Genomic DNA, 16,479 nt, shown 5'->3' on the forward strand with positions numbered 1-16,479 from the left:
GGATCACCGATCCCGGTTGCACGAGGACCCGATCAGAAGTCCTCGTCGTCCGAGCCGCCCGCCGGGGCGTCGCCGCCGCGGATCATGAAGAGGACGCCCTCCAGTTCTTCCGGCTTGATGAGGACGTCGCGGGCCTTCGAGCCTTCCGAGGGGCCGACCACGCCGCGGCTTTCGAGGAGGTCCATGAGGCGGCCGGCCTTGGCGAAGCCGACGCGGAGCTTCCGCTGGAGCATCGAGGTGGAGCCGAACTGCGACGTGACGATGAGCTCGGCCGCCTGGAGCAGCACGTCGAGGTCGTCGCCGATGTCGGGGTCGATCTCCTTCTTCTCGCCCGCCTTGGCGGCCGTGACGCCGTCGGTGTAGTCGGGCTGGGCCTGGTCCTTGGCGAACGCGACGACGGCCGCGATCTCCTCGTCGCCCACGAACGCGCCCTGGATGCGCACCGGCTTGCCCGCGCCCATCGGCAGGTACAGGGCGTCGCCCATGCCGATGAGCTTCTCGGCGCCCGGCTGGTCGAGGATGACCCGCGAGTCGGTGAGCGACGACGTGGCGAACGCCAGCCGCGAGGGCACGTTGGTCTTGATCAGGCCGGTCACGACGTCGACCGAGGGCCGCTGCGTGGCCAGCACCAGGTGGATGCCCGCGGCGCGCGCCTTCTGCGTGATGCGCACGATCGCGTCTTCCACGTCGCGCGGCGCGGTCATCATGAGGTCGGCCAGCTCGTCGACGATCGCCATGATGTACGGGTACGGCCGGTACTCGCGCTCGCTGCCCGGCGGCGCGGTGATCTCGCCCGAGCGCACCTTGCGGTTGTAGTCGTCGATGTGCCGGACCTTGTTGACCTGCATGTCCTGGTAGCGCTGCTCCATCTCCTCCACCAGCCAGGCCAGCGCGGCGGCGGCCTTCTTCGGCTGGGTGATGATGGGCGTGATCAGGTGCGGGATGCCCTCGTACGGCGTGAGCTCGACCATCTTCGGGTCGATGAGGATCATGCGGCACTCGTCGGGTGTCGCGCGGGCGAGCAGCGACACCAGCATCGAGTTGACGAAGCTCGACTTACCGGAACCGGTCGATCCCGCCACCAGCAGGTGGGGCATCTTCGTGAGGTTCGCCGTGACGAAGTGGCCCTCGATGTCCTTGCCGAGCCCGATCACCATCGGGTGGTTGTCCTTGACCGTGGACGGCGCGCGCAGCACGTCGCCCAGGCGCACCATCTCGCGGTCGGAGTTCGGCACCTCGATGCCGACGGCCGACTTGCCGGGGATGGGCGCGAGCAGGCGGACGTTGTCCGTGGCCACGGCGTACGCGATGTTCTTCGTGAGCGCCGTGATCTTCTCGACCTTCACGCCCGGGCCGAGCTCGACCTCGTAGCGCGTGACCGTGGGCCCGCGGGTGAAGCCGGTGACCTGGGCGTCGATGCTGAACTGGTCCAGCACGCCGGTGATCGCCTCGATCATGGCGTCGTTGGCCTTGCTGCGGGACTTCGGCGCGTCGCCGAGCTTCAGCAGGTCGGGTGACGGCAGCTGGTAGTCGCCCTCGACGGTCCGGGTCATCGCCATCGGCGGCTCCGCCGCCTTTTTCGGCTTCTTCTCCGGCACCTCTTCGGCGGGCTTCGGCTTCGGCGGGCGCACCGGCGTCGGCGGCTCGGCGAGCATCGCGTCGAGGTCGAGCTGCTCGCCCTCGGTGTCGGCGCTGCTCTGGCGCCGGCGCGACGGCTTGCGCAGCCGCACGGCCTTCGGGTCGGCCTCGACGACCTCGTCGGTCTCGGGTTCCGCGCCCTCGCCCTCGAGGTCGGCCAGCTCGTCCTCGTCGAGGCCCCACGTGCGCAGGCGGTGCGGGATCTCGCGCACGGGCGTGCCGGTGAACACCAGCACGCCGAACAGCAGCGCCAGGATCAGCAACGGCACGGCGACCCACGTGGTGACGCCCTTGGCTAGCAGGCCGCCGGAGAACAGCCCGACGATGCCGCCGGCGTACATGCGGCCCTCGTTGGTTTCGGGCAGGGCCGTGAAGATGTGCAGCATCCCCAGCACGGACAGCACGACCAGCACCGTGCCGATCACCATCCGCGGCCGCGTCTCGGGGTTCGGCTCCGACCGCATCAACGCGACCGCCACCACGACCAGGACCAGCGGCAACGTCACCGCGCCCGCGCCCAGCACCGTGCGCGTCGCGACCTCCACGGCCGCGCCGATCGGCCCCGCGGCCCGCCACCACACGCCCACGGCCGCGACGATCGCCAGCGCGATCAGCCCCAGCGCCAGCCCGTCGCGGCGGTGTTCCGGCTCCAGCTCCCGCGTGCGCCCGACCGTGCGGGCCAGCGAGCCGACGCCCTTGGCCACCAGGTTCCACGTGCCGCGCACCCCGCGCCCGAACGCACCGGACTTCGCCTTCCCCCGTCGCGGCGCGGGCTTGCGGGCGGTGCTCCTCGGCCGCGACCCGGAGGCACGTGACCCGCCCGAGCCCGACGAACGCGCCCCGGAACCCCCGGACGACCGCGGCTTCGCCGGCGTGCGCGAACCACGCGCCGGTGCCTTCCCGCCGCTTCCCGCCGTGCTCCGCTTCCTCGTCGCCGACCCAGACATGCCTCCACGGTAACGGCCCGGGACCGATAGTCACATGCGCCACTCTCAGCGCAGGGGAAACAATCGTCTCGGATGTCCCCGCCGACCTGGCGGGTTCCGCTCAGCAGAGCGATCCGGCGGCCGCGACGATCTGCTCGGCCTTCGCCTGGTCGACCGACCCGTCGGCGCCGTTGAAGTACCAGGTCGCGCTCGCCGGCACGGCCGCGTGGTCCTTGCCTCGCGCGAGGTCGTCGCAGAGGTCGTGCGCGTGCACGACGGCGCGGGCCTCGTTGGTGACGAGGCCGGGGTCGATCGAACCAGCGCGGGTGCGCGCCGGTTCGTCACGGAGCCGAGGTCACGTGGTCAACCACCCCGACGGTCCGAGATCCACCCCATGACAAACTCTGCCCATGTTCGCGCTGCAACAGGACGACTTCCCGGCCCCGCGCCGTGCTCCGGCGATCTGGCGGACGATGCTCAACATCGACCGTGGGCTGGTCAACCTCGTGGGCCGCCTGACGGTGTCGGGAGCGGTGCCGCGCCAGCTGCGGGGGCGGCCGTTGCTGATGGCGGCGAACCACATCGGCGTGTTCGACGCGTTCGTGCTGATGGCGGCGTGCAAGCGGATCGGCATCAACCCGCGGTTCATGCTGGCCGGGGGCATCCTGGACGCGCCGGTGATCGGGCCGGCGTTGCGGGTGAGCGGGCACCTGCGGGTCGACCGCAAGCACGCGGCGACGGCCATCGGGCAGTTCGCCGAGGCCGTGGCGGAGCTCAAGACCACGCGGGAGCCGATCATCGTCTACCCGGAGGGCCGGATCAGCCACGACCCGGGCCTGTGGCCGGAGCGCGGCAAGACGGGGGCGGCGCGCCTGGCGCTGGCCGCGGGGGTGCCGGTGATCCCGATCAGCCAGTGGGGCGCGCACGAGGCGGTGTACTGGGGCACCGAGACCGTGAACGGGCCTGCGGATCTGGTGCCGCTCGCGCGATCCGGCCTGAGCGCGCCGCTGCGGCGGCCGCGGTTCAAGGTGCACTTCGGGGCGCCGGTGGACCTGTCGGACGTCGAGCCGGAGCGGCCGGGCGCCGGGGTGCGGGCGCACGCGAAGATCATGCAGGCGATCACCGACGGCCTCGTGCCGTTGCGCCGTGACGAGCCGGTGCGGCCGCGGTTCAACGACCCGACGCGGCCGACGGACACCGTGAGCCCCTGGAAGCCGGGGCCGCCCACCCCTCGGACACCACAGTCCTGAACCCGCGCTTTCGCCTAGAGTCGCGGGGCGTGAGCACACGCATCCTCGTCGTTTACTACAGCGCCACCGGCAACACCGCCGCCCTCGCCTCCGCGCTGGCCGAGGGCGCCCGGGAGACCGGTGCCGAAGTCCGGGTCCGGACCGTGCGCGAGACCGCGCCGCCCGAGGCCGTCGCGAGCAACCCCCGCTGGCAGGCGTGGGTCGACTCCGGTCCGCACCACGAGTACGCCACCCTGGCCGACCTCGAGTGGGCCGACGGCCTCGCCGTGGGCAGCCCCACGCGCTTCGGCGGGCCTGCGGCACAGCTGAAGTCCTTTTTGGACAGCACCGGTGGCCTGTGGGCGCAGGGAAAGCTGGCCGACAAGGTCGCGACGTCGTTCACCACGGCGTCGACCGCGCACGGCGGCCTCGAGGCGACCGTGCTGGCCACCAACAACATCTTCTACCACTGGGGCGCCATCGTCGTGCCGCTCGGCTACGGCGACCCGCACCTGAAGGAGTCGGGCAACCCCTACGGCGGCTCGTTCGTCTCGCGTAAGTCCGCCGCGCCCGACGACCTGGCGCTCGGCGCGCTGACCCGGCAGGGCAAGCGTCTCGCGACGATCACCACCCACGTCGCCACCGGACTGACTGCGCCGATCATTACCAATCCGACCACAGTTACGGCCGGATGACTTCGTAGTGATGGTTACGCGCCGCGTGGGGGTCGGCCTACTTTTGGCCGGATTGGTAAGTCGGACGATAACCGCTAAATCGGTTTCGGTGGTGACGCGAAAGTCGTACTGTCGACGACCGTGACCACCGAACTGCCCGTCGTCACGCCACCCCGCGCCGCGCACCGTGGCCGCGGGGTGGCGTTCGTGCTGCTCGCCGCGCTGTTCTTCAGCACGTCCGGCACGCTCGGCAAACCCGCGATGGCCGCCGGGATGACACCGGAGCAGGTCGCGACGTTCCGCATCGGCTTCGCGGGCCTGCTGCTGCTCGCCGGCACGGCCGCCCTCGCGCCGCACACGCTCAAGGTCCGCCGCGGCGAATGGCCGATGCTGCTCGCGTACGGCCTGCTCGGCGTCGCCGGCACGCAGCTCGCCTACTTCATCGCCGCCGACCGCGTGCCCGTGGGCATCGCGATCCTGCTCGAGTTCCTCTCCCCCGTGCTGATCGCGCTGTGGGTGCGCGTGGTCCGCCGCACGCACCTGCCGCGCGCCATGTGGGCCGGGATCGCGCTCGCCATCGTCGGTCTCGCGCTCGTCGGCCAGGCCTGGCAGGGCCTCACGCTCGACGCGATCGGCCTCCTCGCCGGGCTGGGCGCCGCGGTGTGCTCCGCCGGCTACTTCCTCATCGGCGAACGCGCGGTCGCCGACCGCGATCCCCTCGGCCTGGTCACGTGGGGCATGGTCGTCGGCGCCGTGGTCGTGTCCGTGGTCAGTCCACCGTGGACGATCCCGTGGTCACTGCTCGGCCACGCCGTGGAGTTCGGCCCGTGGACGCCACCGATCTGGCTGCTGCTGACGTTGCTGGTGCTGCTTTCGACCGTGCTGTCCTACCTGCTCGGCATCACAGCCCTGCGTCACCTGCCCGCTTCGGTCGCCAGCGTGCTCGGCCTCCTCGAACCCGTCACGGCGACGGCCTTCGCGTGGGCCCTGCTCGGCGAGGCCCTGGCGTGGCCCCAGGCGCTCGGCGCGGCGATCCTGCTCGGCGGAGCGTATGTGGTGCAACGGTTTTCGAAAGGCGTGACCTAACCCTGCCGCGCGGGCCGGATGGTCAGGTCGCCGATCTCGACGTCGTCCGGCTGCTCGATCGCGAACGCGATGGCGCGCGCGACGGCCTCCGGAGCGATGCCGAGTGCCGCCATGGCCTCCTGGGCCTGAGCGCGCTGCGCGGGGTCCGCCACGTAGTCGACGAGCTCCGTGCGGACGAACCCCGGCGAGATCGACGTCGTGCGCAGCACCCCGTCGGTCGACTCCTGGCGCAGCGCCTCCAGCAACGTGCGCACGGCGTTCTTGGTCCCCGCGTACACCGCCTGCGCCGGCACGATCTTGAGCCCCGACGTCGACACGGTCGTCACGAGGTGCCCGCTGCCCTGCTCCCGGAACACCGGCAGCGCGGCGGCGATGCCGTGCAGGACCCCGCGCAGGTTGACGTCGATCATCGCGTCCCAGCTGTCCACGTCGAGGTCGCCCACCGGGGCGATCCGCGCGACGCCCGCGTTGGCCACCAGCACGTCGAGCCGGCCGAACCGGTCCACGGCGGCCGCCACCAGCCGTTCGAGATCGGCCCGCTTCGTCACGTCGACGTCCAGCATCTCCGCGCGCCCGCCCGCGGCCCGGATCCGCGTCACGACCGCGGCCAGCCGATCGGTGCGCCGCGCGCCCAGCACGACGGCCGCACCGCGGGCCGCCAGCTCCCGCGCCGTCGCCTCCCCGATCCCGCTGCTCGCGCCGGTGATGGCGACGACCTTGCCCTCCAACGTGCTCATCTCGACCTCTCCGCTCTAAACTGACAACTGTCCGCTTACGGTTCCCACCGTACCGGACAGTTGTCCACTTAGTCGAACGGGAAGCGAGGTGACGCCGGTGGCGACCCGTGAGCTGCGGTCCGACGCGGTGGCCAACCGGGACCGCATCGTCGAGGCGGCGCGGGCCGAGCTGAGCAGGTCCAACGGGGCGATCGACGACCTCAAGCTCCACGGGGTCGCGAAAGCCGCGGGCGTCGGCCAGGGCACGCTCTACCGGCACTTCCCCACCCGCGAGCACCTGCTGGCCGAGGTGTACCGCCACGAGCTGACCCAGCTCGTCGACGCCGTGCCGCCGCTGCTGGCCGAGCACCCGCCGCTGCTGGCTCTGACCCACTGGCTGCACCGGCTGGTCGAGTACGCGCGGGTCAAACGCGGCGTCATGGCGGCGATCGAGGCCTCGGCGTGGCACGACCTGTACTCCGGCCAGCACCACCGGCTCGACGAAGCGCTCGGCACGCTGCTGGAGCGCGGGCAGGCCGCCGGTCAGGTGCGCGACGGGGTCGATGCCGCCGACGTAATCCTGCTTCTGGGCGCGCTGTCGCGGATCCCCGAGGCGGAGTGGGAGCCGCGGGCAACGACGGTCGTCACAGTCGTGGTCGACGGGCTGCGCCCGCCGAAAGAACCGGCCTAGCCGAATACCGCTAGCGCGCCACGAGCTGGGCCAGCGCCCCGTAGAACACGTCGCCGATCTTCGTCGGGTCACGCGTCACGTACGCACCGCCGCCGGTGATCGCGGTGATGGCGGACAGTTCGCTCTCGTCGGCGTCCGCGCCGATGCCGATCGCGATCACCGGCAGGGGGTGCGCCGGGTCGGCGAGGCGGGTGAGGCCGGCCAGGAACGCCTCACGGGAGATGCCGGACGTGTCCTCGTTGCGGCCGTCGGTCATCACGATCACGACGTTGAGCACGCCGGGCTGCCAGTCGCGGCGAGCAACCCCGTACAGGTCGAGCACGGTGTCGTACAGGCCGGTTCCCGCCTTCGGGACGGCGCGCACCGCGGTGAGCTTCGCGAGGTCGTCCGGCGTGAGGTGCTGGGCGACCGGCGCGAGCGGCAGCACCTCTCGGTAGTCCTTGGCCCCGTCGAGTCTCGTGGCGAACTCCCAGATCCGCAGCTGCGTGGAAGGCCGGAACAGGTGCAGCGCCTGCTCGGCGGCGGCCACTGTCACCTGCATGCGGTTCAAGTTCGTGCCCTGCACGCGCGCCTCCATCGAACCCGAGACGTCCAGCAGCACCTCCACCCGCGCGTCGAGGTTCACGCCCGCCCACTGGGTCAGCAGCACCTTGAGATCGGCACCCGACGGCACGGGCGCGCTGCGCTGCCCGGCCGCCTGTACGTGCGGGTCGTCCGCGTGCCCGGCCAGGGCCTGCCCGGGGACGCGGAGGCCGGCCCGGGCGAGGGCCGCCGTGCCCGCACTGCCCAGCACCGCCTGCTGCAATACGTCGATGGCCGCGCTCTGCTCGGCCCCGGCGCCGCTCAGCCGCGCGAACGGGTAGTCCAGCGCGGGCGCACCGGCCGAATACACCGCCACCAGCGGCGAAGCCCCCGAAGCGGCGTTGTGCTGCACCACGGAGCTCTCCGAAGCCGGATACGCCGTCCCTCCCCCGCCGCCGACGGCGAACCGCCGCAGCACCGCCGCGAACGCCCCCGCCGGGTCCGGCGCCGAACCCACCACGTCGCGCAGCCCGACCAGCGCCGAGGTGCCCACCGGGTCGCGGGCCGGGTCCGGCGTGGTGAGCACGGCGCCCGGCGCGCCGACGACGTCGGTCCAGGTCAGCGTGCGCTCCGGCCAGCCGAGCCCGCGCGCGGTGCCTTCCGCCACGGCCAGCACGACCGGGGAGCTCGCCACCGACGGCCCCGACTCCGGCACGTCCGTCGCGCCGAGCTGCCGCGCCCGCTGCAACGCGATCGTCGAGTCCGGCACCCAGACCTGCGCGCGCTCCCCGCCGGGCGCGCCGAACTCGGCCACGGCCTGCGCGGTGTCGCGCGGGCGGATCTCGTACGACCGGCAAGACGCCGAAAGTCCTTGCGCCACTTGGGAAAGCACCGGGGCGACATCGGGCGACGCCGACACCAGCACGTGCCCCTTCGCGCACCGGCTCTCCAGCGTGGCCGCGGCCCACACCGAGCCACCGAGCACGAGCAGCACGGAAACAGCCAGCGGCGCCAGCAGCCGGCTTCGTGCCCGCACGCTCGAATGACGCCCCATCGGCGCGTCCCTCCTGCTCAACGCAGGTTAACGCCGCCGCGGCCCGCCGCCGTAGGACGAACGGCGTAAAGCGGGACTCGTACCTGAGGGGAGCCAGGACCCGCCTCACGCGGGATGTGCCGGGCCGCCGCACGAGCGACCATGGACCGACCACGAGAAACGGGGGCAGCCGTGACCACACCGACCAAGTCCGAGCAGCGCCGGGCCCGCAACGCACTCGCCCGCCAGGGCGCCGTCGTCGCCTTCGCACTGCTGATCGCCGCCATCACCCGCTGAAAAAACCGGCCGGCCGCGCTGAAAAAAAGCCGCCGCCGCTCCCCCGGCCAAGGGAGAGCGGCGGCGGCCGGCGACGCGAAGAACTCAGACCGGGATGACCGTCGGCACGATCATCGGCCGGCGCCGGTAGGTGTCGGCGACCCAGCGGCCGACGACCCGGCGCACCGCCTGCGCGATGCGGTGGGTGTCGGTGATGCCCTCGGCCTCCGTGCGCGCCAGCTCCATCTCCACGAGCGGCACCACGCTGTCGAGCGCCTTCGGGTCGTCGGAGAACCCGCGCCCCGAGACCGTCGGGCTGCTGACCGCGCGGCCCGTGCTGGAGTCGACCGCGACGCTGATCGAGATGAAGCCGCCCTCGCCCAGCACCAGCCGGTCGGACAGCGTCGACTCGCCGACGTCGCCCACCGAAAGGCCGTCCACGTACACGTGGCCCACCTCGACGCGGCCGGTCCGCGAAGCCTTGCCGTCGACGAGGTCCACGACCACACCGTCCTCGGCGATCACCACGTTCTCCGGCGACACGCCCGTGCGGATGGCCAGCTCGCCGTTGGCGCGCAGGTGCTTCCACTCGCCGTGCACCGGCATCACGTTGCTCGGGCGGACGGCGTTGTACAGGTAGAGCAGCTCGCCGGCCGACGCGTGGCCGGACACGTGGACCTTCGCGTTGCCCTGGTGCACGACGTTGGCGCCGAGCCGCGTGAGGCCGTTGACCACGCCGAACACGGCGGTCTCGTTGCCCGGGATCATCGAGCTGGCGAGCACGACGGTGTCGCCCGCGCGGATCGAGATCTGCCGGTGCTCGCCGCGCGCCATGCGCGAGAGCGCCGAGAGCGGCTCGCCCTGTGAACCGGTCGAGACGAACAGGACCTTGCTCTCGGGCAGCGTGCTCGCCTGGTCGAGGTCCACGAGCAGGCCGTCCGGCACCTCGAGCAGCTTCAGCTCGGCGGCGATGCCCATGTTGCGGACCATCGAGCGGCCCACGAACGCGACCCGGCGGCCGTGCCGCACGGCGGCGTCGAGCACCTGCTGCACGCGGTGCACGTGGCTCGCGAAGCACGCGACGATCACGCGCTGGTCGACCCGGCGGATCACGTCGTCGAGCACCGGGCCGATGTCGCGCTCGGGCATGACGAACCCGGGCACCTCGGCGTTGGTCGAGTCGACGCAGAACAGGTCCACGCCCTCGTCGCCCAGGCGCGAGAAGCCCGCGAGGTCGGTGAGGCGCCCGTCGAGCGGCAGCTGGTCGAGCTTGATGTCGCCGGTGTGCAGCACGACCCCGGCGGGCGTGCGGATGGCGACCGCGAGCGCGTCCGGGATCGAGTGGTTCACGGCGAAGAACTCGAGGTCGAACGCGCCGACCTTGCGCCGCTCGCCTTCGCGCACCTCGATGAGGTTCGGCCGCTGGCGGTGCTCCTTGGCCTTGGCCGCGAGCAGCGCGTTGGTGAAGCGCGAGCCGTAGATCGGCAGGTCGGGCCGCAGCCGCAAGAGGAACGGGACGGCGCCGATGTGGTCCTCGTGCCCGTGGGTGAGCACGAGGCCGTCGACGTCGTCGAGCCGCTCCTCGATCGCGCGGAAGTCGGGCAGGATCAGGTCGACGCCCGGCTGGTCGTCCTCGGGGAAGAGGACGCCGCAGTCGACGATCAAGAGCCTGCCGTCGTACTCGAAGACGGTCATGTTGCGTCCGACCTCGCCGATGCCGCCCAGCGCGACGACGCGCAGGGCGCCTTCGGGAAGGGCGGGCGGGAGGTTCGTGGGTCCGGGTCCGGGGGGAAGTGAGCTCACCGGGGCAAGGTCCCAACGCTGGTGTGTGAGGTGGGGGCGACGTAGGCCGCCTGGGAATCCGCTTGTGCCACCCGTGCACCATGCCAGTCCTGGGCCGCGCTGTCGCCCAGCGGCACGCCGCCCTGGGCGAGATCGGCGGCGATCAGGGCACTTTGCTCCTCCGTGGCGGGCACGACGGGCAGCCGCGGGTCGCCGATGTCGAACCCGCGCAGCCGCAGCGACGCCTTGGCGAACGCGACCCCGCCGACGCGCGACATCGCGCGCATCACCGGCAGCATGGCGCGGTGGTTGGTGCGGGCGGTGGAGGTGTCGCCGTTCTCGTACGCGTCGATCATCGCGCGGATCCGCCCGGCCACCACGTGGCCGATGACGCTGACCACGCCGACACCGCCGACCGCGATCCACGGCAGGTTCAGGCCGTCGTCGCCCGAGTAGTAGGCCAGGTGCGTGTTGGCGATCACCTCGGAGCCGGCGATGAGGTCGCCCTTGGCGTCCTTCACCGCGGCGATGCGCGGGTGCTCGGCCAGCCGCAGCAGCGTGTCGACCTCGATGGGCACGATCGAGCGCGGCGGGATGTCGTAGAGCAGCACGGGCAGCTCGGTGGCGTCCGCGACCGTGGTGAAGTGCGCGAACAGGCCGGCCTGGCTGGGCCGCGAGTAGTACGGCGTGACCACGAGCAGGCCGTGGGCACCCGCCTCGGCGGCGGCGCGGGCCTGCTCGACGCTGTGGGCGGTGTTGTTGGTGCCGGCACCCGCCACCACGGTCGCCCGGTCGCCGACGGCCTCGACGACGGCGCGGATCAGCGCCGTCTTCTCCTCGTCGCTCGTGGTCGGGCTCTCGCCGGTGGTGCCGTTCACGACCAGTCCGTCGTTGCCCAGCTCCACGAGGTGCTCGGCGAGCTCCTGGGCCCGCTTCAGGTCCAGCGCGCCATCGCGGTCGAACGGCGTGGCCATCGCGGTGAGCACGCGGCCGAACGGGCGTCCGGGCGCGGCAGTGGGTGGGGTGGACGGTGCAGTGGACATGGTGTTGACGGTACCTCGTCGAACGGGTGAACCCGGGCCCGACCTGGTGAAGATCGGAGATTTTCCCGGGTGAGCGGGCCCGGGGCGGAACTTCTCGCCCCGGTCACTTGATCTTAGTGGTGATCTGCGCCGGGATCTGGGCGTTGCCGGGCTTCGCGAGCACGCAGTAGAAGTCGCGGTTGTAGTCCCGGTGGTCCTCGGTGGGCACCAGCTCCCACTCGTGCTGCGTGGGCACGATCGCCTGATAGGTGAGCCCCGCGCGCTGCTGCTCGGGCACCGCGGACGAGTGGAACGACGCCGCGCAGCGCGCTTCGGCGAGCCGGCTGACGGACTCGAGGCCCGGGTAGGCGGCGACCTTCGCCTCGTCGTCGGCGTAGCTCTCGACGGGCAGCACCGAGCCGATGTCGTAGACCTCGAGGGTGTGGGGCTTGTCGCAGGTCGTGCTGTTGTCGTCGCTGATCACCACGCCCTGCTGAACCGCCGCGTTGTAGCAGCGGTAGTAGGTGCCGATCTCCGCCTTGAGGAAGCCGTCGGGGCCGAAGGTGACGGTGGGCCGCAGCTGCGGGTCGGTCTTCGGTGTCCACACGGGTTTGCCGAGGAAGAAACCACCGGCCAGCGCGGCGACGGTGAGCACGGCGGCGCCGGCGAGCCACCAGCCGCGGCGGGAGCGCTTCGGCGCGGCGGCGACGGCCGCCGGGGCGGTGGTGAGCACGGGGGCGGTGCTGCCCGACGGCGGCGTGGGCGGCTGGCCGGCCGCGGTGGCGAGGAGGTTGCGGGCTTGCGGGGCCGTGAGCCGGGCCTCCGGCTTGGCCACGAGCAGCCCCAGGATCGCCGCGGCGAGCGGGCCCTGGCCGCGGGTGAGGTAGGGGACCTCGGTCATGATCGCGTGCAGCGTCGCGGCCGTGGTCGGGCGTTCGAACGCGACGATGCCCTCCACGGCGAAGAACAACGTCGCGCCGAGCGACCACAGGTCGGACTCGGGCATGGCCTCGCGGCCCTCGACGCGTTCGGGCGCCATGAACGCGGGCGAGCCCACGATCACGCCGCTCGTGGTCAGGCGCGGGTCGTCGACGGCGTGCGCGATGCCGAAGTCGGTGAGCTTCACGCGGCCGTCGGGCGCGACCATGATGTTGGCGGGCTTCACGTCGCGGTGCACGATCCCGGCGGCGTGCGCGGCCTGCAGCGCGGCGAGCACGCGGTCGCCGATCACCGCGACGTGCGCGGCCGGCATCGGGCCCTGGCGGCGCACGAGGTCGGCCAGCGTCGGGGCCTCGACGAGCTCCATCACGATGAACGTGGTGCCGTTGTCCGTGATGATGTCGTAGACCGTGACCACGGCGGGGTCGTTGAGCCGCCCGCCGGTGCGGACCTCGCGCAGCACGCGTTCGGAGAACACCGCTTGGCCTTCGGTGTCCGGCAGCCGCAGCTCCTTGATGGCCACCTGGCGGCCGATCACCTGGTCCTGCGCGCGCCACACCACGCCCATGCCGCCGCGGCCGAGCTCGCCCAGCAGCAGGTAGCGGCCGGCGACGAGCCGCGGCCCGGGCGCCGGGCGGGTCGGGTCGTACGGGCGCGTCTGTTCGTCGGTCACGGGGCCGGGCTCCTCGTTCGGGGTCGCGCGAATGCTAGTCGGACCGCGCGGGGCCCAGGCCGGTTCCTTCGGGTTTCCCTGCGGGGCTCAGCCCGTGACGGTGAGGTAGATCAGCGCGATGTTGAGCGTGATGATCACGGCCGCGACGCACCACGCCAGCACGGTGGTGATCCGCCGGTTCACGTCGGTGCCCATGAGCTCCGCGTCGGACGTGAGCCGGATCAGCGGCACGAGCGCGAACGGGATGCCGAACGACAGCACCACCTGCGACACCACCAGCGCGGCGCTCGGGTCGGCGCCCAGCGCGAGCACCACGATCGCCGGCGTGAGCGTGACGAGCCGGCGCACGAGGATCGGGAACTTCTTGCGCAGCAAGCCTTGCATGATCATGGCGCCCGCGTAGGCGCCCACCGACGTGGACGCGAGACCCGAGGCCAGCAGCCCGATCGCGAACAGCAGCGCGACGGTCGGGCCGAGCGCGGTGGCGACGGCGCCGTGCGCGCCTTCGATCGAGTCGACGCCGGGCAGGCCCTGCAGGTTGGTGGCGGCGAGCAGCAGCATGCCGAGGTTGACCGCGCCGGCGAGCAGCATCGCGAAGCCGACGTCGTAGCGGGTCGCGCGAAGCAGGCGTCGCCGCTTCTCGGGCGCGGGCGTGCCGTGGCGGTCGCGGACGAGACCGGAGTGCAGGTAGACCGCGTGGGGCATCACGGTGGCGCCGAGCATGGCGGCGGCGATCAGCACGCTGTCGGCGCCGTCGAAGCGCGGCACGAGCCCGCTGGCGATCCCCGACGCCGAGGGCGGCTCCACGAACAGGCTCGCCAGGAAGCCGATGGCGATCACGGCGAGCAGGCCCGTCACCACGCGTTCGAACGTCCGCTGGCCACCGCGGTCCTGCACCGCGAGCAACGTCAGGGACACCAGGCCGGTGATCAGGCCGCCGACCACGAGCGGAAGGTCGAACAGCAGGTTCAGCGCGATGGCGCCGCCGACGACCTCCGCGAGGTCGGTGGCCACGGCGACGACCTCGGCCTGCGCCCAGTACGCCAGCCGCGCCGAGCGGGGCAGCCGTTCGCGCAGCGCCTCGGGCAGCGACCGGCCCGTGACCAGGCCGAGCTTCGCCGACAGGTACTGCACCAGCACGGCCATCAGGTTCGCCGCGACGATCACCCACACCAGCAGGTACCCGAACCGCGCACCGGCGCTGATGTTCGACGCGACGTTGCCCGGGTCCACGTATGCCACGGCGGCGACGAACGCCGGACCGAGCAGGGCCGAGCCCGCGCGCAGGCGGGCGAGCCGCCGGGGCCGGACCGCTTCCGCCACCGCCATCACGTCGCCCTCCGTCTGTCGGGTGTCCCAACTCGAAGTTTAGGCATGCCGAACTTTGCAGGGCAAGGGTGGGCTCTACCACCAGCCGGTTGGCCGTACCGGACGACGACGGCCCTCCGTCCTCGCGGGCGGAGGGCCGTCGCGACCGGTTTCAGGCGGGCAGGCCGACCTCGTGGCCGGCGTCGCGGAACGCCTTCACCGCGCGGTCGAGCTCGGCGGCGCGCACGAGGATGTGGTCGGTGTCGAAAGTGGACAGTGAGAACAGCGCGACGCCGGCGGCGGCGAGCTCGGACGCGAGCGCCGAGATCACGCCGGTGAGCGTGAACTCCAGCGGGCCGCGCACGCTCATCAGGCGCCAGCCGTGCTCGACGACACCACCCGAGGGCTCGCGGCCCGTCGGGCAGATCACCGAAAGCTCCTCCGGCGTGCGGGTCACGGACACGAGCGCGGGCCCGGCCGGGTCGAGCAGGTCTGCGGGCACCGGTGCGTCGGCGGGCAGGCGCACCACCGAGTAGTCGCCCGGGCGGACGTCGATCGCGAGTCGTTTCATCAGCCTTCGAGCACCTTCGGGCTGGACGCGACCTCGGTGCCGTCGGGCAGGGTCGACATGGTGAAGTCGGCGAACACGTTGCCCGCGGCCTTCTGCAGCTCCCGCAGGCATTCGATGGCCAGCGCGCGGATCTCGACGTCGGCGTGCTCGGTGGCGCGCATGGCCACGAAGTGGCGCCAGGCGCGGTAGTTGCCGGTGACGACGATGCGAGTCTCCGTGGCGTTCGGCAGCACGGAGCGAGCGGCCTGGCGGGCCTGCTTGCGGCGCAGGGTGGCGTTCGGGGCGTCGGCGAACCTCTCCTCGAGCCCGGCGAGCAGCTCGTCGTAGGCGTCGGCGCTGGCCTGCGCGGCCTTGAGGAACTTCTCGTGCAGATCGGGGTCGTTCGCGATCACGTCGGGTTCGACGAACGCGGCGTCGCGCTCGGGGACGTAGCGCTGCGAGAGCTGCGAGTAGGAGAAGTGGCGGTGGCGGATCAGCTCGTGGGTGAGCGAGCGCGAGATGCCGGTGATGTAGAAGCTCACGGAACCGTGCTCCAGCACGGAAAGGTGACCGACCTCGATGATGTGGTCGAGGTACCCAGCGTTGGTGGCCGTCTTCGGGTTCGGCTTCTTCCACGACTGGTAGCAGGCGCGGCCGGCGAACTCGGCCAGAGCCTGTCCCCCGTCGGCGTCCGTCGTCCACGGCACGTCCTCCGGCGGGAAGAACTCCGTTTTCGCGACCAGCTGCACTCTGGGCGACACGGTCTCGACCACGTCAGCACTCCCTCTCCCGCTTGCGGCTCCCGGCCCGCACTCTAACCGCTTGTGTGTTCGACACCGGCGTGACACCACTTGATGTCACCGCTTCCTTGACTGACGTCACCGGTGACGTCATAGTGGTGTCATGGACCTGACGCCGTACATCGCGAACCTTCGCGAAGACCTCGCGAACACGGCCTCCGCCGGGGACGAGCAGACCCGGCGCACGGCCGCACTCCTTTCGTCCGCACTCGAACCCGCGGCCCGGCTGACGTTGATGAACGCACTGGCCGACCTCGCCGCCGAGGTGACCGCCGCCCTGCCGGGCCAGGTCGTGGACGTCCGGCTCGACGGCCGCGACGTGCGCGTGGTCGTGACCGGTGCGGCCGAGCCCGGCGAGCCGGCGCGGACGGACCAGCCGCGCACGCCGCCCCCACCGATCGACGGCGGGGACATCTCGCGCATCACGCTGCGGCTCGTGGAGCAGATCAAGAGCCAGGCCGAGCAGGCGGCGGCCGCGCAAGGGGTCTCGCTCAACACGTTCGTCGCCCAGGCCGTGCAGGGGGCACTCGGCCAGGCGCAGCACCACCAGCAGCGGCACCACCAGGGCGGCCGCTCCGAGACCAAGCTGCACGGCTGGGTCCAGAGCTAGAAGG

At 72.1% G+C, this 16,479-nt stretch carries 16 protein-coding genes; 6 read left to right on the top strand and 10 right to left on the bottom strand.

The features are described from left to right. Positions 1-32 precede the first annotated feature (32 nt). The gene (locus ACQPXB_RS31840; RefSeq protein WP_432845475.1) at positions 33-2,363 is read right to left on the bottom strand and encodes a DNA translocase FtsK 4TM domain-containing protein; all 2,331 of its coding nucleotides are present in this window, start codon (positions 2,361-2,363) and stop codon (positions 33-35) included. Between ACQPXB_RS31840 and ACQPXB_RS31845 the strand changes: the two genes are divergently transcribed. Continuing rightward, entirely contained in the window at positions 2,353-2,598 is a 246-nt protein-coding gene (locus tag ACQPXB_RS31845; protein WP_432845476.1) for a hypothetical protein, read from the top strand. The two genes, ACQPXB_RS31840 and ACQPXB_RS31845, sit on opposite strands and share 11 nt — an antisense overlap. An 87-nt stretch (positions 2,599-2,685) precedes the next feature. On the opposite strand, the gene ACQPXB_RS31850 is transcribed toward ACQPXB_RS31845, so the two are convergent. Beyond that, complete coding sequence (locus ACQPXB_RS31850; protein ID WP_432856870.1) at positions 2,686-2,877, bottom strand: DUF732 domain-containing protein; 192 nt, start codon at positions 2,875-2,877, stop codon at positions 2,686-2,688. 97 nt (positions 2,878-2,974) lie between these two features. Between ACQPXB_RS31850 and ACQPXB_RS31855 the strand changes: the two genes are divergently transcribed. The 3 genes from ACQPXB_RS31855 to ACQPXB_RS31865 all read left to right on the top strand — a co-directional run bounded on the left by ACQPXB_RS31855 (position 2,975) and on the right by ACQPXB_RS31865 (position 5,553). Beyond that, positions 2,975-3,814, top strand: coding sequence for a lysophospholipid acyltransferase family protein (locus ACQPXB_RS31855; RefSeq protein ID WP_366582204.1), 840 nt, complete (start codon positions 2,975-2,977; stop codon positions 3,812-3,814). A 29-nt stretch (positions 3,815-3,843) separates the two neighbouring features. Then, positions 3,844-4,488, top strand: coding sequence for an NAD(P)H:quinone oxidoreductase (wrbA, locus tag ACQPXB_RS31860; protein WP_366582205.1), 645 nt, complete (start codon positions 3,844-3,846; stop codon positions 4,486-4,488). 120 nt (positions 4,489-4,608) lie between these two features. Further along, complete coding sequence (locus ACQPXB_RS31865) at positions 4,609-5,553, top strand: EamA family transporter (RefSeq protein WP_432845477.1); 945 nt, start codon at positions 4,609-4,611, stop codon at positions 5,551-5,553. On the opposite strand, the gene ACQPXB_RS31870 is transcribed toward ACQPXB_RS31865, so the two are convergent. After that, positions 5,550-6,290 (bottom strand): SDR family oxidoreductase, encoded by a 741-nt coding sequence (locus tag ACQPXB_RS31870; protein WP_432845478.1) that lies wholly within the window; start codon positions 6,288-6,290, stop codon positions 5,550-5,552. The genes ACQPXB_RS31865 and ACQPXB_RS31870 overlap by 4 nt on opposite strands. 97 nt (positions 6,291-6,387) lie before the next feature. Between ACQPXB_RS31870 and ACQPXB_RS31875 the strand changes: the two genes are divergently transcribed. Continuing rightward, positions 6,388-6,960, top strand: a complete 573-nt coding sequence (locus ACQPXB_RS31875) for a TetR/AcrR family transcriptional regulator (protein ID WP_432845479.1) — start codon at positions 6,388-6,390, stop codon at positions 6,958-6,960. A gap of 10 nt (positions 6,961-6,970) precedes the next feature. Here the strand turns inward: ACQPXB_RS31875 and ACQPXB_RS31880 are convergent, their stop codons facing one another. The 7 genes from ACQPXB_RS31880 to thyX all read right to left on the bottom strand — a co-directional run bounded on the left by ACQPXB_RS31880 (position 6,971) and on the right by thyX (position 15,838). After that, complete coding sequence (locus ACQPXB_RS31880) at positions 6,971-8,518, bottom strand: substrate-binding domain-containing protein (RefSeq protein ID WP_432845480.1); 1,548 nt, start codon at positions 8,516-8,518, stop codon at positions 6,971-6,973. A 378-nt stretch (positions 8,519-8,896) separates the two neighbouring features. Then, positions 8,897-10,594 carry a ribonuclease J gene (locus ACQPXB_RS31885; protein WP_366582210.1) on the bottom strand — a complete coding sequence of 566 codons (1,698 nt, stop codon included), beginning with the start codon at positions 10,592-10,594 and terminating at the stop codon, positions 8,897-8,899. Further along, on the bottom strand, positions 10,591-11,616 hold the full coding sequence (dapA, locus tag ACQPXB_RS31890; protein WP_366582211.1) for a 4-hydroxy-tetrahydrodipicolinate synthase: 1,026 nt from the start codon (positions 11,614-11,616) through the stop codon (positions 10,591-10,593). The genes ACQPXB_RS31885 and dapA overlap by 4 nt, the downstream gene beginning before the upstream one ends. Before the next feature lie 103 nt (positions 11,617-11,719). Then, positions 11,720-13,207 carry a serine/threonine-protein kinase gene (locus ACQPXB_RS31895; RefSeq protein ID WP_432845481.1) on the bottom strand — a complete coding sequence of 496 codons (1,488 nt, stop codon included), beginning with the start codon at positions 13,205-13,207 and terminating at the stop codon, positions 11,720-11,722. Positions 13,208-13,294: 87 nt separating this feature from the next. Further along, on the bottom strand, positions 13,295-14,536 hold the full coding sequence (locus tag ACQPXB_RS31900; protein ID WP_366582213.1) for an Nramp family divalent metal transporter: 1,242 nt from the start codon (positions 14,534-14,536) through the stop codon (positions 13,295-13,297). A gap of 151 nt (positions 14,537-14,687) precedes the next feature. Beyond that, positions 14,688-15,086, bottom strand: a complete 399-nt coding sequence (locus ACQPXB_RS31905) for an ACT domain-containing protein (protein WP_285965662.1) — start codon at positions 15,084-15,086, stop codon at positions 14,688-14,690. Then, entirely contained in the window at positions 15,086-15,838 is a 753-nt protein-coding gene (gene thyX / locus ACQPXB_RS31910; RefSeq protein ID WP_432845482.1) for an FAD-dependent thymidylate synthase, read from the bottom strand. Before thyX ends, ACQPXB_RS31905 begins: the two co-directional genes overlap by 1 nt. Before the next feature lie 130 nt (positions 15,839-15,968). Here thyX and ACQPXB_RS31915 point away from each other — a divergent pair, with 130 nt between their 5' ends. Continuing rightward, a complete protein-coding gene (locus tag ACQPXB_RS31915; RefSeq protein WP_366582216.1) occupies positions 15,969-16,475 on the top strand; it encodes a toxin-antitoxin system HicB family antitoxin in 507 nt (168 codons plus the stop codon). Positions 16,476-16,479 lie beyond the last annotated feature (4 nt).

The sequence above is a fragment of the Amycolatopsis sp. CA-161197 genome (assembly GCF_050942255.1).
Taxonomy (GTDB): domain Bacteria; phylum Actinomycetota; class Actinomycetes; order Mycobacteriales; family Pseudonocardiaceae; genus Amycolatopsis.

Bases quoted from the DNA above. Each gene is read 5' to 3' on its own strand.
- ACQPXB_RS31855 (WP_366582204.1), top strand. From the start codon at position 2,975: ATGTTCGCGCTGCAACAGGACGACTTCCCGGCCCCGCGCCGTGCTCCG.
- ACQPXB_RS31870 (WP_432845478.1), bottom strand. From the start codon at position 6,290: ATGAGCACGTTGGAGGGCAAGGTCGTCGCCATCACCGGCGCGAGCAGC.
- dapA (WP_366582211.1), bottom strand. From the start codon at position 11,616: ATGTCCACTGCACCGTCCACCCCACCCACTGCCGCGCCCGGACGCCCG.
- ACQPXB_RS31900 (WP_366582213.1), bottom strand. From the start codon at position 14,536: ATGGCGGTGGCGGAAGCGGTCCGGCCCCGGCGGCTCGCCCGCCTGCGC.
- ACQPXB_RS31905 (WP_285965662.1), bottom strand. From the start codon at position 15,086: ATGAAACGACTCGCGATCGACGTCCGCCCGGGCGACTACTCGGTGGTG.
- ACQPXB_RS31915 (WP_366582216.1), top strand. From the start codon at position 15,969: ATGGACCTGACGCCGTACATCGCGAACCTTCGCGAAGACCTCGCGAAC.